The sequence below is a fragment of the Acidovorax sp. LjRoot118 genome, from assembly GCF_964253575.1.
GTDB lineage: Bacteria > Pseudomonadota > Gammaproteobacteria > Burkholderiales > Burkholderiaceae_C > Acidovorax.
The window spans coordinates 4851656-4870697 of the sequence record NZ_CAXURB020000001.1; the positions used below are offsets into that span (position 1 = coordinate 4851656).

The 19042-nt window shown below is 61.7% G+C and carries 12 protein-coding genes and 1 pseudogene; 9 read left to right on the forward strand and 4 right to left on the reverse strand.

The genetic code is table 11. The features are described from left to right. Position 1: 1 nt before the first annotated feature. The 5 genes and pseudogenes from uraD to ACSQ9E_RS22815 all read left to right on the forward strand — a co-directional run. A complete protein-coding gene (gene uraD / locus ACSQ9E_RS22795; protein ID WP_436176966.1) occupies positions 2-1786 on the forward strand; it encodes a 2-oxo-4-hydroxy-4-carboxy-5-ureidoimidazoline decarboxylase in 1785 nt (594 codons plus the stop codon). Further along, positions 1783-3039 (forward strand): M20 family metallopeptidase, encoded by a 1257-nt coding sequence (locus tag ACSQ9E_RS22800; RefSeq protein WP_436219250.1) that lies wholly within the window; start codon positions 1783-1785, stop codon positions 3037-3039. The genes uraD and ACSQ9E_RS22800 overlap by 4 nt, the downstream gene beginning before the upstream one ends. Before the next feature lie 173 nt (positions 3040-3212). Continuing rightward, positions 3213-5006 carry a gamma-glutamyltransferase gene (gene ggt / locus ACSQ9E_RS22805; RefSeq protein WP_057201432.1) on the forward strand — a complete coding sequence of 598 codons (1794 nt, stop codon included), beginning with the start codon at positions 3213-3215 and terminating at the stop codon, positions 5004-5006. A 351-nt stretch (positions 5007-5357) separates the two neighbouring features. Further along, positions 5358-7040 (forward strand): PAS domain-containing protein, encoded by a 1683-nt coding sequence (locus ACSQ9E_RS22810; RefSeq protein ID WP_436219251.1) that lies wholly within the window; start codon positions 5358-5360, stop codon positions 7038-7040. A 268-nt stretch (positions 7041-7308) separates the two neighbouring features. Further along, positions 7309-7586, forward strand: a pseudogene (locus ACSQ9E_RS22815) (gamma-glutamyltransferase); the annotation flags it as partial. Positions 7587-7746: 160 nt separating this feature from the next. Here ACSQ9E_RS22815 and ACSQ9E_RS22820 read toward each other — a convergent pair. The 4 genes from ACSQ9E_RS22820 to ACSQ9E_RS22835 form a co-directional block, all read right to left on the reverse strand. Beyond that, a complete protein-coding gene (locus tag ACSQ9E_RS22820; protein WP_436219252.1) occupies positions 7747-7959 on the reverse strand; it encodes a hypothetical protein in 213 nt (70 codons plus the stop codon). 491 nt (positions 7960-8450) lie between these two features. Next, positions 8451-10376, reverse strand: a complete 1926-nt coding sequence (locus tag ACSQ9E_RS22825; protein WP_436219253.1) for an SIR2 family protein — start codon at positions 10374-10376, stop codon at positions 8451-8453. 422 nt (positions 10377-10798) lie between these two features. Then, entirely contained in the window at positions 10799-12574 is a 1776-nt protein-coding gene (locus tag ACSQ9E_RS22830; protein WP_436219254.1) for an ATP-binding protein, read from the reverse strand. Next, positions 12571-13761: a hypothetical protein gene (locus ACSQ9E_RS22835; RefSeq protein WP_436219255.1), complete on the reverse strand. Its 1191-nt coding sequence runs from the start codon at positions 13759-13761 to the stop codon at positions 12571-12573. The genes ACSQ9E_RS22830 and ACSQ9E_RS22835 overlap by 4 nt, the downstream gene beginning before the upstream one ends. Positions 13762-14098: 337 nt before the next feature. Between ACSQ9E_RS22835 and ACSQ9E_RS22840 the strand changes: the two genes are divergently transcribed. The 4 genes from ACSQ9E_RS22840 (at position 14099) to ACSQ9E_RS22855 (ending at position 18951) form a co-directional block, all read left to right on the forward strand. Beyond that, positions 14099-15379 (forward strand): C4-dicarboxylate transporter DctA, encoded by a 1281-nt coding sequence (locus tag ACSQ9E_RS22840; protein ID WP_436219256.1) that lies wholly within the window; start codon positions 14099-14101, stop codon positions 15377-15379. Between the two features lie 2 nt (positions 15380-15381). Next, positions 15382-16233, forward strand: coding sequence for a transporter substrate-binding domain-containing protein (locus ACSQ9E_RS22845; protein WP_436219257.1), 852 nt, complete (start codon positions 15382-15384; stop codon positions 16231-16233). Positions 16234-16402: 169 nt separating this feature from the next. Further along, entirely contained in the window at positions 16403-18244 is a 1842-nt protein-coding gene (locus ACSQ9E_RS22850; RefSeq protein ID WP_436219258.1) for a methyl-accepting chemotaxis protein, read from the forward strand. A 14-nt stretch (positions 18245-18258) separates the two neighbouring features. Then, entirely contained in the window at positions 18259-18951 is a 693-nt protein-coding gene (locus ACSQ9E_RS22855) for a GntR family transcriptional regulator (protein WP_436219259.1), read from the forward strand. The last annotated feature ends 91 nt before the right edge of the window (positions 18952-19042 follow it).

Genomic DNA, 19042 nt, shown 5'->3' on the forward strand with positions numbered 1-19042 from the left:
CATGGCACTCACCCTTGACCAACTCAACGCGGCCACCCCGGCCGACGCCCTGCAATGGCTGGACGGCGTGTACGAGCACTCGCCGTGGATCGCCGAGCAGGCCCTTGCGCAGCGCCCCTTCCGCTCGCTGGCGCACCTGCGCCACGCGCTGGCCCAGGCGGTGCGCACAGCGCCGCAGGCTGCACAGCTGGCGCTGATCCGCGCCCACCCCGAGCTCGCGGGCAAAGCCATGGTGGCCAACAGCCTCACGGCCGAGTCGACCAACGAGCAGAGCAAGGCGGGCCTGGCCCAGTGCACGCCCGAGGAGTTCGCGCGCATCCAGCAGCTCAATGCCGACTACAACACGCGCTTCGGCTTCCCCTTCATCCTGGCGGTGCGCGGGCCGCGCGGCGCGGGCCTGCCACGCCAGGAGATCATCGCCACCTTTGCGCGCCGGCTCGACAACCACACCGACTTCGAGCTGGCCGAGGCGCTGCGCAACATCCACCGCATCGCCGAGATCCGCCTGAACGACAAGTTCGGCGCCGAGCCCGCGCTGGGCAACGACGTGTGGGACTGGCAGGAGACCCTGGCCCAGCACTCGGACCCCGGCTTTGCCGAGAAGGGCCAGCTCACCGTCACCTACCTGACCGACGCGCACCGCGCCTGCGCCCAGCGCATCAGCCACTGGATGCGCGACTGCGGGTTCGACGAGGTCGAGGTCGACGCCGTGGGCAACGTGGTGGGCCGCTACCACCCTGCCCCCGGTGCAGCGCAAGGCAAGTACCTGATGACCGGCTCGCACTACGACACGGTGCGCAACGGCGGCAAGTACGACGGGCGCCTGGGCATCTTCGTGCCCATGGCCTGCGTGCGCGAGCTGCACCGCGCCGGCAGGCGCCTGCCCTTCGGCATCGAGGTCATCGGCTTCGCAGAAGAAGAGGGCCAGCGCTACAAGGCCACCTTCCTCGGCTCGGGCGCGCTCATCGGCCATTTCAACCCCGCCTGGCTGGACCAGAAGGACGCCGACGGCGTCACCATGCGCGCCGCCATGGAGCATGCCGGCCTGTGCATCGCCGATATCCCCAAGCTGCAGCGCGACGCCGCGCAGTACCTCGGCTTCATCGAGGTGCACATCGAACAGGGCCCGGTGCTCAACGAGCTGGACCTGCCGCTGGGCGTGGTCACCTCCATCAACGGCGGCGTGCGCTATGTGGGCGAGATGATCGGCATGGCCAGCCACGCCGGCACCACCCCCATGGACCGCCGCCGCGACGCCGCCGTGGCCGTGGCCGAGCTGGCCCTGTACATCGAGCAGCGCGCCGCCAAGGACGGCGACTCGGTGGGCACCATCGGCCTGCTGAACGTGCCCGGCGGCTCCATCAACGTGGTGCCGGGCCGCTGCCAGTTCAGCCTGGACCTGCGCGCCCCCACCGACCCGCAGCGCGATGCGCTGGTGAAAGACGTGCTCGACCAGCTGGGCCAGATCGCCGCGCGCCGCGGCATGCGCTACACGCTGGAAGAATCGATGCGCGCCGCCGCCGCCCCCAGCGCCGCCGCCTGGCAACACCGCTGGGAGCGCGCCGTGGACGCCCTGGGCGTGCCCGTGTTCCGCATGCCCAGCGGCGCCGGGCATGACGCGATGAAGCTGCACGAAATCATGCCCCAGGCCATGCTCTTTGTGCGCGGGCTCAACGCCGGCATCAGCCACAACCCGCTCGAATCCACCACCAACAACGACATGCAGCTGGCCGTGGACGCCTTCACGCATGTACTGAACCAGATCGCCGAGGAAACCCCCGCATGACCGCCACCACCGCTCCACTGACCTCCACCTACAGCGCCCTGGATGCGTGGATCGACCAGCACTTCGACGAGGAAGTGCGCTTCATGCAGGCGCTGGTGCGCGTGCCCACCGACACGCCCCCAGGCAACAACGCGCCCCACGCCGAGCGCACGGCCGAGCTGCTCCGTGACTTTGGCTACGAGGCCGAAAAGCACGCCGTGCCATCCGGCGAGGTGCTGGCCTACGGCATGGAGTCGATCACCAACCTGATCGTGCGCCGCAAGTTCGGCACTGAGGGCAAGGGCCCGACCATCGCCCTCAACGCCCACGGCGACGTGGTGCCCCCCGGCGAAGGCTGGACGCACGACCCCTACGGCGCCGAGATCGTGGACGGCAAGATGTACGGGCGCGCCACCGCCGTGAGCAAGAGCGACTTCGCCAGCTTCACCTTCGCGCTGCGCGCGCTCGAAGCCGTGGCCAAGCCAACGCATGGCGCGGTGGAACTGCACTTCACCTACGACGAAGAGTTTGGTGGCGAACTCGGCCCGGGCTGGCTGCTCAAGAACAACCTGACCAAGCCCGACCTGATGATAGCGGCCGGCTTCTCGTACGAAGTGGTCACCGCCCACAACGGCTGCCTGCAGATGGAGATAACGGTGCACGGCAAGATGGCCCATGCCGCCGTGCCCCACACCGGCGTGGACGCACTGCAGGGCGCCGTGCACATCCTGAACGCGCTGTACGCGCAGAACCAGGAATACCTGAAGGTCACCTCCAACGTCGCAGGCATCAAGCATCCCTACCTGAACGTGGGCCGCATCGAAGGTGGCACCAACACCAACGTGGTGCCCGGCAAGGTTACGTTCAAGCTCGACCGCCGCATGATCCCCGAAGAGAACCCGGTGGAGGTGGAAGCCAACATCCGCCGCGTGATCGAGCAGGCAGCGGCTGAGCGCGCCGGCATCTCGGTGGACATCCGCCGCCTGCTGCTGGCCAACGCCATGACGCCGCTGGCCGGCAACAAGCCCCTGGTCGATGCCATCCAGAAGCACGCGCAAGAGCTGCTGGGCGAGCCAGTGCCCGCCCTGGGCACGCCCCTGTACACCGACGTGCGCCTGTACGTGGAGCGCGGCATCCCCGGCGTGATCTACGGCGCCGGCCCACGCACCGTGCTCGAATCGCACGCCAAGCGCGCCGACGAGCGCCTGGACCTGGAAGACCTGCGCCGTGCGACCAAGGTGATTGCGCGCACGCTGAAAGACTTGCTGGCCTGAGCCACCGATACCTGCCTTGCATGGCGTGAGTATCTGATTGGCATAAGCCAGTACAGGCGCGCCATGCGTGCCAGTCCTACACTTGCTGCGGGCGCATTCCAAAAGGAGTGCGCCCGTTTGTCATTCCAAGACCCGGATAGACATAAAGATCAATAACAGAGGAGCACCTACCAATGAGCATCCGCCACACCTTGCTGGCCAGCAGCGTCGCACTGGCCCTGGCCAGCCTGACCGCCTGCGGCAGCACCACCCCAGCCGTTACGGCTTCGGCCCCGCCAGTGGCCGCCGTGCAGCAGACCGCAGCGGCACAGGCCGCCAGCGCCGCCTATGACTTCGACATGGACGTGTTCCACCCCGTGGTGGCGCGCAACGGCATGGTTGCCACCGAGCAGGAGCTGGCCTCGCAGATCGGCCTGGACATCCTCAAGGCCGGCGGCAACGCGGTGGACGCGGCCGTGGCCGTCGGCTTCGCGCTGGCCGTGGCCCTGCCCAATGCGGGTAACCTGGGCGGCGGCGGTTTCATGATGGTGCACGACGCCAAGACCGGCAAGAGCGTGGCCCTGGACTTCCGCGAAGTGGCGCCCAACAAGGCCACGCGCGACATGTACCTCGACGCCAAGGGCAATGTGGTGGACGGCAAGTCGCTGTTCACCCACTACGCCGTGGGCGTGCCCGGCACCGTGGCCGGCATGGAGCATGCGCTCAAGACCTGGGGCACCCTGCCACTATCGCGCGTGATTGCCCCCGCCATCGAGCTGGCCGACAAGGGCTTCCCGGTGAGCGAGACCCTGGCCAAGATACTGGACCAGGAAAAGAAGAACATGGGCAAGTGGCCCGCCACCCAGGCCATCTTCTGGAAGAACGGCGCGCCCCTGAAGGTGGGCGACGCCCTGGTGCAGAAAGACCTGGCCCAGTCGATGCGCCTGATCGGCCAGCAGGGTGCCAAGGCGTTCTACGAAGGCGAGATCGCCCAGAAGATCGCTGCCGAGATGGCGCCGCACGCCGGCGCCCTCACGCTGCAGGACCTGCGCGAATACAAGGTGGCCGAGCGCGTGCCCACCCGCGGCACCTACCGCGGCTATGAGATCGTGACCATGCCGCCACCCTCCTCCGGCGGCCCGCACCTGGTGCAGATCTTGAACATGCTGGAGCCCCTGCCCCTGGCCCAGTGGGGCCCCAACAGCGCCCAGACCATCCACTACATGGCCGAGAGCATGAAGCTGGCGTACGCCGACCGCTCCGAGTACCTGGGCGACCCGGACTTCGTGAAGATCCCGCTCAAGGGCCTGACCTCCAAGCGCTACGCCGAGTCGCTGGCCAAGGGCATTGATGGCAACACCGCACGCAGCGGCAAGAGCATCAAGCCCGGCCAGCCCCAGCCGTACGAAAGCGACCAGACCACCCACTACTCGGTGGTGGACAAGGCCGGCAACGCCGTGGCCGTGACCTACACGCTGAACACCAACTTCGGCAGCGGCATCGTCGCCAAGGGCACGGGCATCATGCTCAACAACGAGATGGACGACTTCTCGGCCAAGCCCGGCGTGGCCAATGCCTACGGCCTGGTCGGCGGCGACGCCAACGCCGTGGCCGCCAAGAAGCGCCCCCTGTCGTCCATGACCCCCACCCTGGTCTTGAAGGACGGCAAGCCCACCCTGGTAACCGGCAGCCCCGGCGGCGCGCGCATCATCACCACGGTGCTGCAAACGGTGGTGAACACGATTGACTTCGGCATGAACCCCGCCGAAGCCGCTGCTGCACCGCGCGTGCACCACCAGTGGACACCCGATGAGCTGCGCGTGGAAAAGGGTCTGTCGCCCGACACGCTGGCACTGCTCAAGCAGCGCGGCCACAACATCGCGGTGAAGCCGTCGATGGGGCGTACGCAGACGATTCAGTTGCGTGGCGGGGCGTTGTATGGGTACTCGGATCCGCGCAATCCGGATGGGAAGACGTTGGGGTATTGATGCACGGCCTGACTTGCCCGCTCCGCAGGCCCGTCATGGTTGATCCATAGCTCACCCAACAAGGCACCAACGAACAAAGGCCGCGCCCTGTGAGGGGCGTGGCCTTTGTCATTGTTGTGCCTGTGCCGGGTCTATCGCCTCAACACACTGGCCCAAAAATCATCGCCGTAGCGGACTGCGCAGAACGCAAACACCAGGCAGAAGCCCATGGTGATGGCCAGCATCGGCAAAAAGCCGGAGAGCTTCAGGTTTATGGCACGAGCCTGCCCAAAACCCCTGCCATACTTGGATCTGGTGTGGTTGATTATCCTATCCGTTGGTTTCACCTGACTCCCTTTGCGACAGCCCCGCATGCCTGCCACTCTCACGCCGTCCGCAAAACTGCTGCAACTGCTACCCGAGGCGGTGGTGCAGACCAATGCGCTGTGGGAGATCACTTACCTGAACCCGGCGTGGACAACGCTCACCGGCCATTCGGTGGAGGCAGCGCTCGGCAGGTCTCTGCTTGAATTTGTGCATCCCGGCGACATTGGCACCATGCGCTCGGGCATGCCGGTGTTCCGGTTGCGATTTGCCGACGCGAGCTATCGCTGGGTGCGTCTGAAACTCCACCCGGAGACGGATGCAGCGGAGCGGGTGATCAGCCGCCAGGGTGTCCTGATCGAGATCACCGAGGTCACCGAGCAGGTGCTGGTGGAGATTCGCCAGCGCTTTTTGCGCTTACTGGAAACCATTGATGGCGTAGTTTGGGAGGCTGAAATCGGCGTGGGCAATACTTTCCTTAGCCCGCAGGTCGAACGCTTGTTCGGTTTCTCCGTGGAGGAGTGGCGGTCTGACCCGGGCTTTTGGCGGGCGCATGTGCATCCCGATGATCTCGCGCAGGCCGTGCTTATCGATGATGCCGCCTACAACGCGACGCACAGCTATGCCTACGAGATGAGTTATCGGCTGATTGCAAAATCCGGCAAGGTGGTGTGGGTGCGCGACCTGTGCCGCGCAGTGGTCGAGCCGGGGCGGCCGAACCGCATGATCGGCCTGATGATCGACGTCACCCAGCAGAAGAACACCGAACTTGAGTTGTTGCGCTCCGAAAACCGCTATTCGCTGGCGACCCTTGGATCCAATGACGGCATCTGGTACTGGGACTTGCGAACTGACGCCCTGCATGTGTCCGGGCGCTTTCACCAGATCGTCGGGCTGGGTAGCGGCGATCTTGTACACGACGGCGGCTGGAGCTTTCTGGGGCAACTCATCGATCCCGAAGATCGCGCGCGCGTGCAGGCGGCCTACCGCAGGCATCTGTCGGGGAACAGCCCGAACTTTTCGGTGGATTTCCGCGCGTTCCACGCGGATGGACGGCTGGTGTGGGTCAATTGGCGCGGGCTTGCCGAGTTTGAAGACGGCGTTGCGGTGCGCATGGCGGGCTCGTTGAGCGATCTGGCTGACCGTGGCAGTTCCTACGATGCGCTGACCAGCTTGCCCGGCCGGCCGTTGTTCCGCGATCGCCTCGCGAATCTCATGGCGCTGCACCAGAACGAGGCTGCGAATGGTGATGGCGTGCCCACACGCGATGGAGCCACCATGTTCGCCGTGCTGCTGCTGGATCTCAACGGGTTCAAAGCCGTCAATGACAACTACGGGCACCATGTGGGCGACCGGCTGTTGCAGCAGGTGGCGCGGCGGCTCGAATCCTGCGTGCGGGCGGTTGATCTGGTCGCCCGCATGGGTGGCGACGAATTCAATGTGCTGTTGGAGTCCATTGATCCCGCTGAGGCCAACAACCGCGCTCAACAGATCGCCGCCGCCCTCGCAGCGCCTTATGTGGTCGGCGAACACACCGTGATCAGTGGCGCGAGTATTGGACTTGTCAGTAGTGCATCCAGGCTGGCGACGGTGGACGAATACCTGCGCGCCGCAGACACCGCAATGTACCAGGCCAAAAGCCAGTCATCGGGCGTGTGCGTGTTTCAACAAAAGGTGCCAGAGACGACTTCCTGCGCGGCTGACCAGCAGCGACCGAAATACGCGCCATAGGGTCACCACACAGCATTGGCGTGGCAAGCCGTCTCCACATCGAACCAGCCTGGCGGGTCATCGGCTTCGGAGTGCAGGTACTCCTGCCATTTGGAAGGATCGGCCTGGAAGCGCAGAAGGTCTTCAGGGGATACCGAGGCAAACAGCTGGCCATTCCCATGGAGGTTTTTCTTTCCTTTGCTGTATGAGGCCTGGACGGGCTTGCAAGCCAGCCCCAACGCCTGCCCGTCATTGTGGCCAAAGTGGCTGCCGTACCCGAGGGTGTTGCCTCACTGTGGTGCTGCAGACGTTGGTGAACACGATTACTTCGGAATGAACCCCGCCGAAGCCACCGCCGCACCGCGCGTGCACCACCAGTGGACGCCTGATGAACTGCGCGTGGAAAAGGGTTTGTCGCCCGACACCCTGGCACTGCTCAAGCAGCGCGGCCACAACATCGCTGTGAAGCCATCGACGGGCCGCACGCAGACGATTCAGCTGCGTGGCGGAGCGCTTTATGGGTACTCGGATCCGCGGAATCCGGATGGGAAGACGTTGGGGTATTGATTGAGTGATCGAGTGATTGACCCGCCTGACGGGCCGTCACATGGAAAAGGCCGCGCCCCTCACAGGGCGTGGCCTTTTTCTTTGCGGTATCTAGAGAGCCCCGGTGGGCATAGCGCTGCAAGGTTAAGGTGGGCTAAATGGTCCGCACCCAGCAGCCCCTTCATTTCAATAGGCTGTACCAGAAACCATCGCCATAGCGCACCGCACAGACTGCGAACACCATGCAGAAGACCATGGTGATGCCAAGCATGGCCAAGAATCCCGACAGGTCGAGCCGAACGCCTATCCAGAAGCCGACCAGTGCGCCTGCCAAAGCGCCGCACACGAAACGCACCACGGTTTCAAGCGGGTCGGGCTTTCTGCGGGACATCATCGATCACCCTCTCATTCTGTGTTGCACAATCGGCTCCAGGCCGAATCCCAAAGCCTAGCCTGCGCACCGACCACCGGCTACTCGGTCGTGCTGAGCATCGTAGGGGCAGGAGAGCCAGTGGAACACCTCGTGCCCCTTCGCGGCCATGTCGCGGCAGAAGGTCCTGAGCGGCTCGCAATGCATGAGGATGCAGTCGAGCCCCTACGCACCATCGCGCACCCAGGTCTTGGGTAGATGTGGCGGCATCCATGTCCTCGGGGGCATAGCGCTTGGCAAATTCCTGTGGGAGGCAGGCAGGCCAGGAAACTAGCCACCTCACGCACCAGCGCGGGGTCAAATATCGTGCCGGGCCAAGTTTTCGTTGCCGGACACCATGCCCCCCAATAATGGTCAAAGCGCCCGGGCCCGTGCCCTCTAAAGACAGTGAACCGCTGGTACCAAGGGCCAGTCGGTGATTGCACCGAAGCCCAGCACTTGCCAAATCCCATCCGCTACGCGCCACTTCGGCCGCGTGCGGCAGTGAGCCTTCGGTAAAGCTCCTGAACGTAGAGATGGACTTTCTGTTGGATGAGCACCACTCCACACTCAAGCCAGTAATCGACGGACATGCTGTCGCTCGTGACAACATCCCAGGAGCGAGCGCCGCGTCGCTCTAAATGGGCATAACGGATCAGCGCTTCTACGTCTGGCTCAGATAGGCTATGCCCCATGAAAAGCATTGGACAGTCTTGTAAGCGTCGGCGCATGACTTCGGGCAATACAGCAGGAATACGCGCGGCGAGTTGCACATAGTCGACCGCAGTACTGACGTAACTGCGAACTAGGCCAGGCACCTTGCCGCCGTTGAGCTTAACAACAACAAGCCCTTCGTCAAGCGAGACAATGCTATCAGGCTGGTCAATGCAGCGCAGACTGCCATCCGGGCGCTGGTGGCAAAATCTTCCCTTCCACTCGCCATCAGCTTGATAGACAAAAATATGGTGTGGCACCTTATCAGCCCGCAGCACCTGCTCCAAGAGGTCATCATAGTTGGTGGTGAAGACCCAGGGCCAGGGCACGCGGCCGCCCTGAGCCGTCCTCAACGCGGCCCATGCACCGAATAGTTCGTGAGCCTCGCGCGGTTGCAGCTCAGAAGGATCTAGAGTCTTGTCGATTTCTGCTTCAAGAGTGTCTCTACCGTAACGGTCAAGAATGTGCTGCGTCAACGCGCTGCGCCTGTCTTTAAGCGCTTCACATTCGAAAGTAACGGCCAGTCCATTATAGAAATCGTTTGCCATGAGTTTTGTCGGCCAAAGCGAACCCGAACCCAAGAAGAAGTTGAGCCGGCCATCATGGATCAGATTCACGACTCGGCTAAAGTGGCCATCCAACTCGCTAAGAGCAGGGACTAACTTGGCTGGAAAACGCTTGCGCCGCAGAGCCTTGGCACCCGCATTATCAGATGTAGGAATCGCGACAATGTTTCGCACCGAAATTCGCTCGACGATCTGTTCCATCAAACGCTGGACCTGTGAGTCATGATCATTTGGGCTAGTCGCACGATACCACAAAGGCATGATACCGAGCTTGCGTAGTTGCACTTCTTTCTGGCGCAGAAGTTTCTTATTTCTAGGGACTGACAAAATTGCGTAGTGCCGGACGCCTGCCACGTCCGCGTGGACCTTACGAAGCACCTCAACTGTGCGATCAGAATTAAGGCTTGCACCGACGAAAAGAAATGACCGACTGCTAAACAAAAGCGTTAATACGCTGTCAAGCAGCGTGCGTTTTTGCTCCGACTCATCGGTAACGTAATTAGCATCATAATCTGACTTGGTGAAAGTGCGACCGACGCGATCTTGCCAGTCGCCATGCAACTTGATAAGTACATGACGATTGCCGTGCAGCGCATCGACGATGAGATCGGGACGGGGACCGGAGACGACGGAGTCAAACTGACGGCTGTTGACCTTAAACGCCGATTCCAGCACGCGGTCAAAGTTTGTTGTGATAACTGGCCCTGGGCCTAGTAATGTCATCAGCGCCAAGCTACCGGTACGCAAACGGCGTTCGTCGATGGCGCGATCACCGGCGGCAACGGCAACCATATTCTGAAATCCGTCGGGACCAAGCGCCTTTAGCAGTCTTTCAGCAGCACCTTCATAGTCGTCTTTGTCCAGCAGTGCCTTAATGCTAGGCATGGCGTCTGGCGGGGCATTGCCTAATAAAAGATTGTACCAATTGCTGTATCCAAACGCCATAGACACGCCGGCACCGACGAAAGGCACCAATCCAAGATTGCTGCGCCCCTGCCGCTCGATCAATTGCAGAGCTTGCTCATTGCAGTGTTGCAGCCACTTTTCTTCGGCGTCAGTCTCAGCCTGCGCAAGGACCTTTACCTTTGATCCCTTCGACGCACTCGGCTTCGCGACAGCCATAGTTGTACGCTGACTGCGCTCGCTTTTTGCTCCCATCACTCCCCCTACTTAGTTGCAAATTGAATACTCTATGCCAAAGCATGTGCTATGCCGCAAGCGATGGTTACGAAGAATGCCGAGACCACCTCCGTAAGAGCAAGCTGAAAGGACCAATGGAGCCTAAACGCTCAACAAAAATGGAGAACAATGGCCTGCGATGACCAATATGGCATGGGGCGGGTGACAGCAAAATTTTACTGCGCAATAGGTAAAGACAGAACACTCCTGCTCAATTATTTTTAATGCCAGTTCCAAGAGCGCAGACGCGTAAAATTTCACCGCCATGCTATTTATGGCAAACCACCGTTCGATGTCACGATGACATGCACATTTAGTAACGCTACATTTTATCGCAATACATGATGATTTTGCTCGCAGCACCTCTACGACCAGAGTGCTTCTAGATTGACATCCTCGCTATCTGGTTGCTTTGCTCTCTCGAGGCGATCGATCTGAAGAATCATGGGAAGTTCAAACGAGGTGCCGGTGACAACACAGCAACCCTGGGCCAAGCTAGGAATAAGGCCGCGGGAGAGGCTATCCAGTGTGCTGATGGTATTGTCAATTAAAAATAGGTCACGCTCATTGACTAGGCGATGAATAAAGAAATTATGTAACTGTGAGACGATTGTAGGCGAAATGTCCGCCGGTCGTTGACTAGAAATCGTGACAAATACGCCAAACTTCCGCCCCTCCTTGATGATCTCTTCAAACAACTCAAGCCGGTAGTCTTTCCAACTCTCATGTTCGCGCGAGGACTGCTCCGAAAGGATGTTGTGGGCTTCGTCGATGATGAGATGGACAGTCTTGTTCGGCGGATGAGCAACCGTTTGTCTGTGATCGTTGTAATAGTGTTTTGCGAGCAGTAGAGGCAGCACCTTCTTCGCCTCTGCATTGCACCGCCTCAAGGAAATAACAGTCATCAGTCTTTCGACTGGCTGGATGTCGCTGATCGTTAAAACCTTGCGCAAGCTGCTGAGCGAGGATTCAATCCGCTTGAGCAACGGCTGAATGTGCTCGAACTGGACATGGCCGCTATTGAGGTCACCGATGAGTTGAAGGTTTGCTCTAAGAATGAGTTGATCAAATGCGTCCAGTGCCGACGCATCGATGCTATCAATCGTGGGCGCGAGATGTACTGCGTAAGCCATCCCATCGGTGCCGAAGTAAGCGCCGGAGCTCATAAATCGTTTTTGGGTGGAGTGCCACGAGATGCCTCTAAGCAGAGTGACTAGTGGCTCAAAGGCTAAAAGCCGTGCGATGCTACGCATGAGGTCAAGGGTGGCGGGTCTGCACTCGCCAGCACAGAACGCATCTCGGAACTTCAACTTTGCGTAGGCAGAAAGTGAATGTTCGTTGGCTTGATATCGTCGCCGACCTTGAATCATTCGATTGAGAAATGGTCTTTGAGTGTTCTGAGTCGCTTGAAAGAGCAGCGATAATGTCTCCGCGCTCCAAAACTCATTTTCGCGGAGAGGAAAGCGATCCCCTTGGGCACCGGCAGCACCGTTTCCTTGAGTCGATAGTTTGTAGACAGTTTTTTTATCGGCCGAAACCATTTGGCCAGTTGTGTACTCGCCATTGAAGTCGAGAATCACGAATTTACTTTTTTCCCCAATCGCTGCAGCCTTCTGCGCGAAGAGGACTGTGAATAGCTTTGTAAGCGTATTAGATTTTCCACTACCGGTATTGCCGAAAATACCGATGTGGCTGTTGAAGAGCCGTTGCCATGGCAGGCTGATTGGTACGTCTTCTTTGAGCATCCGTCCCACCGTGAACGAACCCGTAGCGTAGCGTCCGAAGATTTCCGCGATCTTACCCTCCTGAAGCAGGAACGCCGGATCGCGAATCATCGGCATGTACTTAATGCCTTGTCGGAATTGGTTTTTATGAAAGTAGCCTATGGGTCGAGCATCCACCTTGCGTATGTACCCTACACGTTTACCGTCACTCTCCACACGACTTTCGTCCAGATATTCGCCTTCTACGACACAGACAATACTCCTGAAGCCGCGTTGAATGGAGATGTACTCTCGAATCGAGACGCCCTTATACTTTTCGCCCGCGTAGAACAACGTCTCCTTGCTAGAGTCCTCGTCAATCTTGAGTGTGATCTTGACCCCATTGACCGCGATCACCTCTCCAACTTGTATGCTCATACTGCATCACCGCTAGATGCAGGAAACACAGTGGCGGCCTCTGCGACGACCGTCGGAGGAGGCTCCGTCGCCAACACCGGGGGGTCAATGAAAAAGACGCGCTCATTGAATGCGGTGAAGTCCATCACACCATCCTCGAGCGCAAGACAGCGTACATTCTGATGAATTCGAAACACTTCGCTCAGCCAATCGCGTGTACTTGCGCTATAGCAGCAGACGAAAACTTGCAGATGTGGATTTGACAACGACCTCTTAACGAGGTTAAGGATATGTTCATCCGCGAATGAGAAGCCGAATGTTATCAGGACAGCGTTTGGCTTTTCGAGCTCGTAGCTAAGCATTCGCAGCATTTGATAGTAATGCTCCTCGAACACTGTTTCGTGGAATTTCCATTTTGTTGGGTTAACGATGGGCAGTTTTTTGTACGCCACCCAAAAGGCATCACGCTCGGCTTTCGTGAACGCAGGGAATGGCAGGCTGGCAAGTGTGGCGGCCTTGTTATCTAACACTGCCGAAAACGGATGCAGTTTTTTTAGCGCAGCAACACTCAACAATCCGCCCAAAGCATCGTCTTCATATTCCACGACTATTTGGTCACCAACTTTCCTCCAGTAGACGGATCCATGTACATGCACAAGGTTGATTTGCGGAATGCTGGTTTGGTGGCGTTCGAATATCCCGGTCTGACACACGAAGGTGTTGAAGTTACGCGCTTGGAGGAAGCGTCGGCTGAACCCTCGCGCTCCATCATTCAACACGAAATCGATGTCGCCTTTTTCAAGAATTCTGTCCGCGACCAGCGGGAAACAGCCGTCATAGTTCGTTGTGAAGAGGTTGCAACGCTTCTCCAGCGCTTTGCGATGCTGAAGAATCTGAAGAACAACCTTGAGGAAAATAGAGTAGTTCTCGACGACGCACTCTCGGGTTGCATCACCCAGAGCCGAATCGACAGTGAATTTTTGAGCCGGATTGATGCACGCTTGGTAGTAGTGCATGAAAAGAGGAATGAGCCGCTCGTCACCCGTGTTTTCAAAGTGACTTGCAAGATCTTCCAATGACCAAGGCTTCCCATCATCTTTCTGCATTCCCAAGGCAAGTGTTGGAAATAGCCCGAACGATGCTCCTGAGCCGAACAAGAAGTTGAGATCCTTGTCGTAAACGTCACTTGGCGAAATCGTTGATGTCATTGGATTCCAGTAGCGAGGCAAACCAAAAACCGTTTTATGCGAGCCCTCGGTAAAACTCCCAGTAGTGATCAATCTAGATCGTAGCACTCAACTTTGCAAGATCCGCCTCACTGTGCACAGTAGTAGATGAAGACGCCGCATTGCACAAAATTGATCAACGAATCGCAAGCCATGCACGTTATAGGTTTGCGGTCAGCACCATCCTAAACGCCTCTACAGCCTTTTCATCTTCAAGGCGACAGCGCTACGGGCATACCCTCATACGCCCACGCCCCAACTTGCCTACAGTTCTTGTATGCAAGATTTGCTTTCAAGAAACAACTGAAGGAGACAGGGCATGGCGCGGTTTTTCAAATCCCTCTTTGGCCAGGTGATCCTGGCCCTCATAGCCGGCGTTGTGGTGGGCCTGCTCTGGCCCGATACCGCCGTGGCCCTCAAGCCCCTGGGCGATGGCTTCATCAAGCTGATCAAGATGCTGATCCCGCTGATCGTGTTCTGCGTGGTGGTGCATGGCATCGCTGGCACGGGGGACTTGAAGCGTGTGGGCCGGGTGGGCATCAAGTCGCTGATCTACTTCGAGGTGGTGACCACCGTGGCGCTGGTGCTGGGCCTGGCGCTGGCCTTCATCTTCGAGCCCGGGGTGGGCATGAATGTGGACCCCAAGGCGCTGGACCCGAAGGCCATGGGCGCCTATGTCGAGAACGCGGGCAAGCTCACGGGCGGGGGGTTCACCGACTTTCTGCTCAAGCTGATACCCAACACGGCGGTCAGCGCGTTTGCCAATGGCGATGTGCTGCAGGTGCTGCTGTTCTCCATCGTGTTCGGCTGTGCGCTGGCGATGCTGGGTGAGCGCGGGGCGCGGGTCACGGTGCTGATCGAAGACCTGTCGCACGTGCTGTTCAAGACCATGGGCATCATCATCAAGCTGGCGCCGCTGGGCGTGCTGGGTGCGATTGCGTTCACGGTGGGCAAGTACGGCATCGGCTCGCTCAAGCAACTGGGCATGCTGGTGGTGCTGTTCTATGCGGCCGTGGCGATCTTCGTGGTGGTGGTGCTCGGGCTCATCATGCGGGTGTCGGGCTTCAGCCTGTTCAAGCTGCTGCGCTACCTGCGTGAAGAGCTGGCGGTGGTGTTTGCCACCACTTCGTCGGACAGCGTGCTGCCGCAGATCATGGCCAAGCTCAAGCACATGGGCATTCGCGATTCGACGGTGGGGCTGGTGATCCCCACGGGCTATTCGTTCAACCTCGACGCGTTTTCGATCTACATCACGCTGGCGGCGGTGTTCATTGCGCAGGCGACCAACACGCCGATCTCGATGGCCGACCTGCTGACCATTTTGGCGATATCGCTGGTCACCTCCAAGGGCGCGCACGGGGTGCCGGGCTCGGCCATCGTGGTGCTGGCGGCCACGCTGCAGGCGATTCCGGCCATCCCGGCCATCGGGCTGGTGCTGGTGCTGTCGGTGGACTGGTTCATGGGCATTGCCCGGGCCCTGGGCAACCTGATCGGCAACTGCGTGGCCACGGTGGCCGTGGCCGCGTGGGAGGGCGACATCGACCGCGAGCGCGCCCATGCGGTGCTGGACGGCAAGGCCGTCGAATCGCTCAAGGAGTGAGCGTGCAGCCGCGCCATCATTCCCTGAACCGCCGCCAGTTGGTGCTGACAGGCGCTGCCGCCGCCGGCCTGGGCAGCCTGTGCTGGGGCACTGTTGCCCTGGCACAGGGCAACGCCGCACCGGCGGACCAGCTCGATCGCATCTTGCGCAGCAAGGTGCTGCGCGTGGCGGTGCCGCAGGACTTTCCGCCGTTTGGCTTTACGCGCAATGGTGTGCTCGACGGCTTCGACATTGCCGTGGCGCGCATGCTGGCGGCCGACCTGAGGGTGAGCTTGAAGACCTTGCCCGTGGCCAGCAGTGACCGCATGGCGGCCATGCTGGAAGACCGGGTGGACATCATCATCGCCAGCTTGGGCAAGACGGCCGAGCGCGAGCGCGATATCGATTTTTCTGCGGCGTACGCGCCGACCTACATCGGCGTGTTCGGCGAAGCGGCTGCCCCGGGCACTGCAGATGCTGCCACTGCGCTCAAGGGCCGGCGCGTGGGCGTGGTGCGCGGCAGCCTGGAGGAGGCCGAGCTCAAGGCCCAGGTGCCGCAGGCCACGCCGGTGCTGTTCGACAGCTCGGCCCCGCTGCTCGATGCCTATGTGCGCCACGCCGTCGACGCCTTTGCGGCCGGCAACGTGGTGGCCGAATCGATACCCGACACGGCCCTGCGCGAGCGCATTCGCCGCCTGGCCGTGCTGCGGCAAAGCCCCTGCCACAAAGGGGTGCGCAAGCGCGAGCCGCGCCTGCTGGCCCGGGTGGATGCCTTTTTGGTGCAGGCCAGGTCGTCGCAGGCGCTGATGGTGAATGCCATGCAGTGGTTCAAGCACAGTCTGTCCCCCGACATGTTCCGCGACACCAAGGGCTGATACGGATTTGCCTTCAACCGTATAGCGTCGTTGGGTCGCCTTGCCGTGCCACAGCACTGTCTGCGGCTCCCCGCCTAGATATCCGATTGAAGGCAAATCCGTATGCGCCCCCTCTTTCACCCGGCCTGAATCAAGGCACGCCTCCCATCCACCGCCAGAAGCACCCCCCATGATCACCTCGCTTCGCACCCGCATCCTGCTCATCACCACCGTCGCCGTCACTGCCGCCCTGGCGCTGACGGGGGCGGCCACCTATTCCATCGTGCGCTCGGCCACGCTGCAGACCATTGAGGACAACCTGGCGGCGATTGCCTCGGGCAACACGCTGGCCATCGAGAAATGGGTGGCTGCCAAGGCCATGGCTGTGCAAGCCACCGCCGCTGCGGTGGAGCCCGGGGACCCGCAGGGCATCGTGCTGCACATGAACAAGGCGGGCGGCTTCCCGGTCACCACGGCGGGCTGGCAGGACAAGCGCTGGGTGTCCAGCAGCGCCACCACGCCGCCCACCTACGACCCCACGGCGCGCCCCTGGTACAAAAGCGCAGTGGCGGCAGGCAAGCTGGTGGTCACCAAGCCCTATGGCGATGCCTCCACGGGCGAGCCCTTCGTGTCGTTCGCGGCGCCCATCGTGCGCGATGGGGCGGCGCAGGGCGCAGTGAGCGGGGCCGTGCCGCTCAAGGGCGTGCAGGAGGTGGTGGCGGCCGTGCACCCCACGCCCAGCAGCCTGGGTATGGTGATCGACAAGGACGGGCTGGTGCTGGCCCACCCCGATGCGCAGCGCATGCTCAAGCCCGCGGCAGAGCTGTCGCCCGCGCTGACCCCGGCGGTGGTGGCGGCGCTGCCGGGCGCCACGCATGCGCTGGAGGTGGACCTTGGTGGTGCCGCCAAGCTGCTGCGCGCCCTGCCCGTGCCGGGCACGGACTGGTTTTTGGTGGTGGCGCTGGACAAGGCCGAAGCCACGGCAGGGCTGGCCAGCGTGCTGCGCGCATCGGCCATTGCCACGGTGCTGCTGGCGCTGCTGGCGGCCGGGGCCTGCGCGCTGCTCACCGCGCAGTCGTTTCGGCGCCTGTCGCAGGTGCGCGATGCGATGGACGAGATCGGCTCTGGCGGCGGCGACCTGACCCACCGCCTGCCCGTGACCGGGCGCGACGAGGTGGCGCAGATCGCCTCGTCGTTCAACGCCTTCGTGGACAAGATCGGTGCGGTGCTGCTGGACGTGCGCCAGGGCGTGGAGTCGATGAAGACGGCCACCGACGAGATCAAGGCCGGCAACCACGACCTGTCGCACCGCACCGAGACATCGGCCAGCAACCTGCAGGAGACGTCGGCCTCGCTGTCGCAACTGACGGCCACCGTGCAGCAGTCGGCCGATGCCGCTGCGCAGGCGGCGCAGCTGGCGCGCGCGGCCAGTGCCGCCGCCACGCGCGGTGGCGAGGTGGTGGCCGGCGCGGTGAGCACCATGGACGAGATCTCCAGCGCATCCGCCCGCATTGGCGAGATCATCGGCGTGATCGACTCCATCGCCTTTCAGACCAACATTTTGGCGCTGAACGCTGCGGTGGAGGCTGCGCGCGCCGGCGAGAACGGCCGGGGCTTTGCCGTGGTGGCCAGCGAGGTGCGCAGCCTGGCGCACCGCAGCGCCACGGCGGCGCAGGAGGTGCGCGCGCTGATCAACACCTCGGGCGCCAGCGTGGCCACGGGCACGCAGCGTGTGCGCGCGGCAGGCCAGACCATGGACGAGATCGTGCACAGCATCCAGCGCGTGGCGCAGATCGTGGGCGAAATCAATGGATCCATGACCGAGCAGAGTGCCGGCATCGGCCAGATCAACCAGGCGGTTGCAGAGATGGACCGCGCGACACAGCAAAATGCAGCCTTGGTCGAAGAATCCACCGCCGCATCGGCAGTGCTCAACGACCAGGCCCACCACCTGTCGCGCACGGTGGCGGGCTTCACCCTCGAAGCCTCCCCCGCGCCCAACCGGGCCCGCCTGCCGGCCTCGCCCTACTGACGACCACCACGCCCATGAGCATCAGCCAGACCCAGATCGCACAACAGGTGGTGGAATCCATCCTGGCCCAGAAGCTCGCCCCCGGTGAGCGCCTGGGCGAGCAGGAGCTGGCCGACCTGTTCGGCGTGAGCCGCACCCTGGTGCGCGAGGCGCTGATGCAGTTGCAGGCGCGCGGTTTTGTGGAGGTGCGCCCGCGCCGGGGCTGGTACGTGGTGGAGCCCACGGTGGAGGACGCGCGCGACGCGTTCTCGGCTCGGCGCATCATCGAGTCGGGCATATTGGCCGATGCGGGGCGGCCACTGCAGTCGGTGACGCCCCGGCTGCGCGCCCACATTGCCGAGGAACAATTGGCCATCGAAGGGGCGGATGCGGCGACGCGCGCCTTTTTGCTGGCCGATTTTCACGTCTGCCTGGCTGAGAGCATGGGCCACCGCAGCCTGAGCGACATTTTGCGCGACCTGACGGCGCGCACCACGCTGGCGGCATCGCTCTACCAGTCGCGGCACGAGGCCAGCCAGTCGTGCGCCGAGCATGAGGCGATTGTCGAAGCGCTCGAAGCCGGCGACACGGCCCTGGCGCGTGAGCGGCTGCTTGCCCACATCGGCCATGTGGAGGCGGCGCTGAACCCAGGGCAACCGCTGGTGCGCGACCGGCTGCGCGATTCGCTGACACCGCTGGCGGGCCCTCGGGCTGGCACGGACGGCTGAACCGCCCTCTCGCCTTTTCCCCTTCTCTCATTGCCGCCCCGGCCGCCAAGGCCCGGGCGGCTTTCTTTTGGGCGCTGCGAAACACCCACGG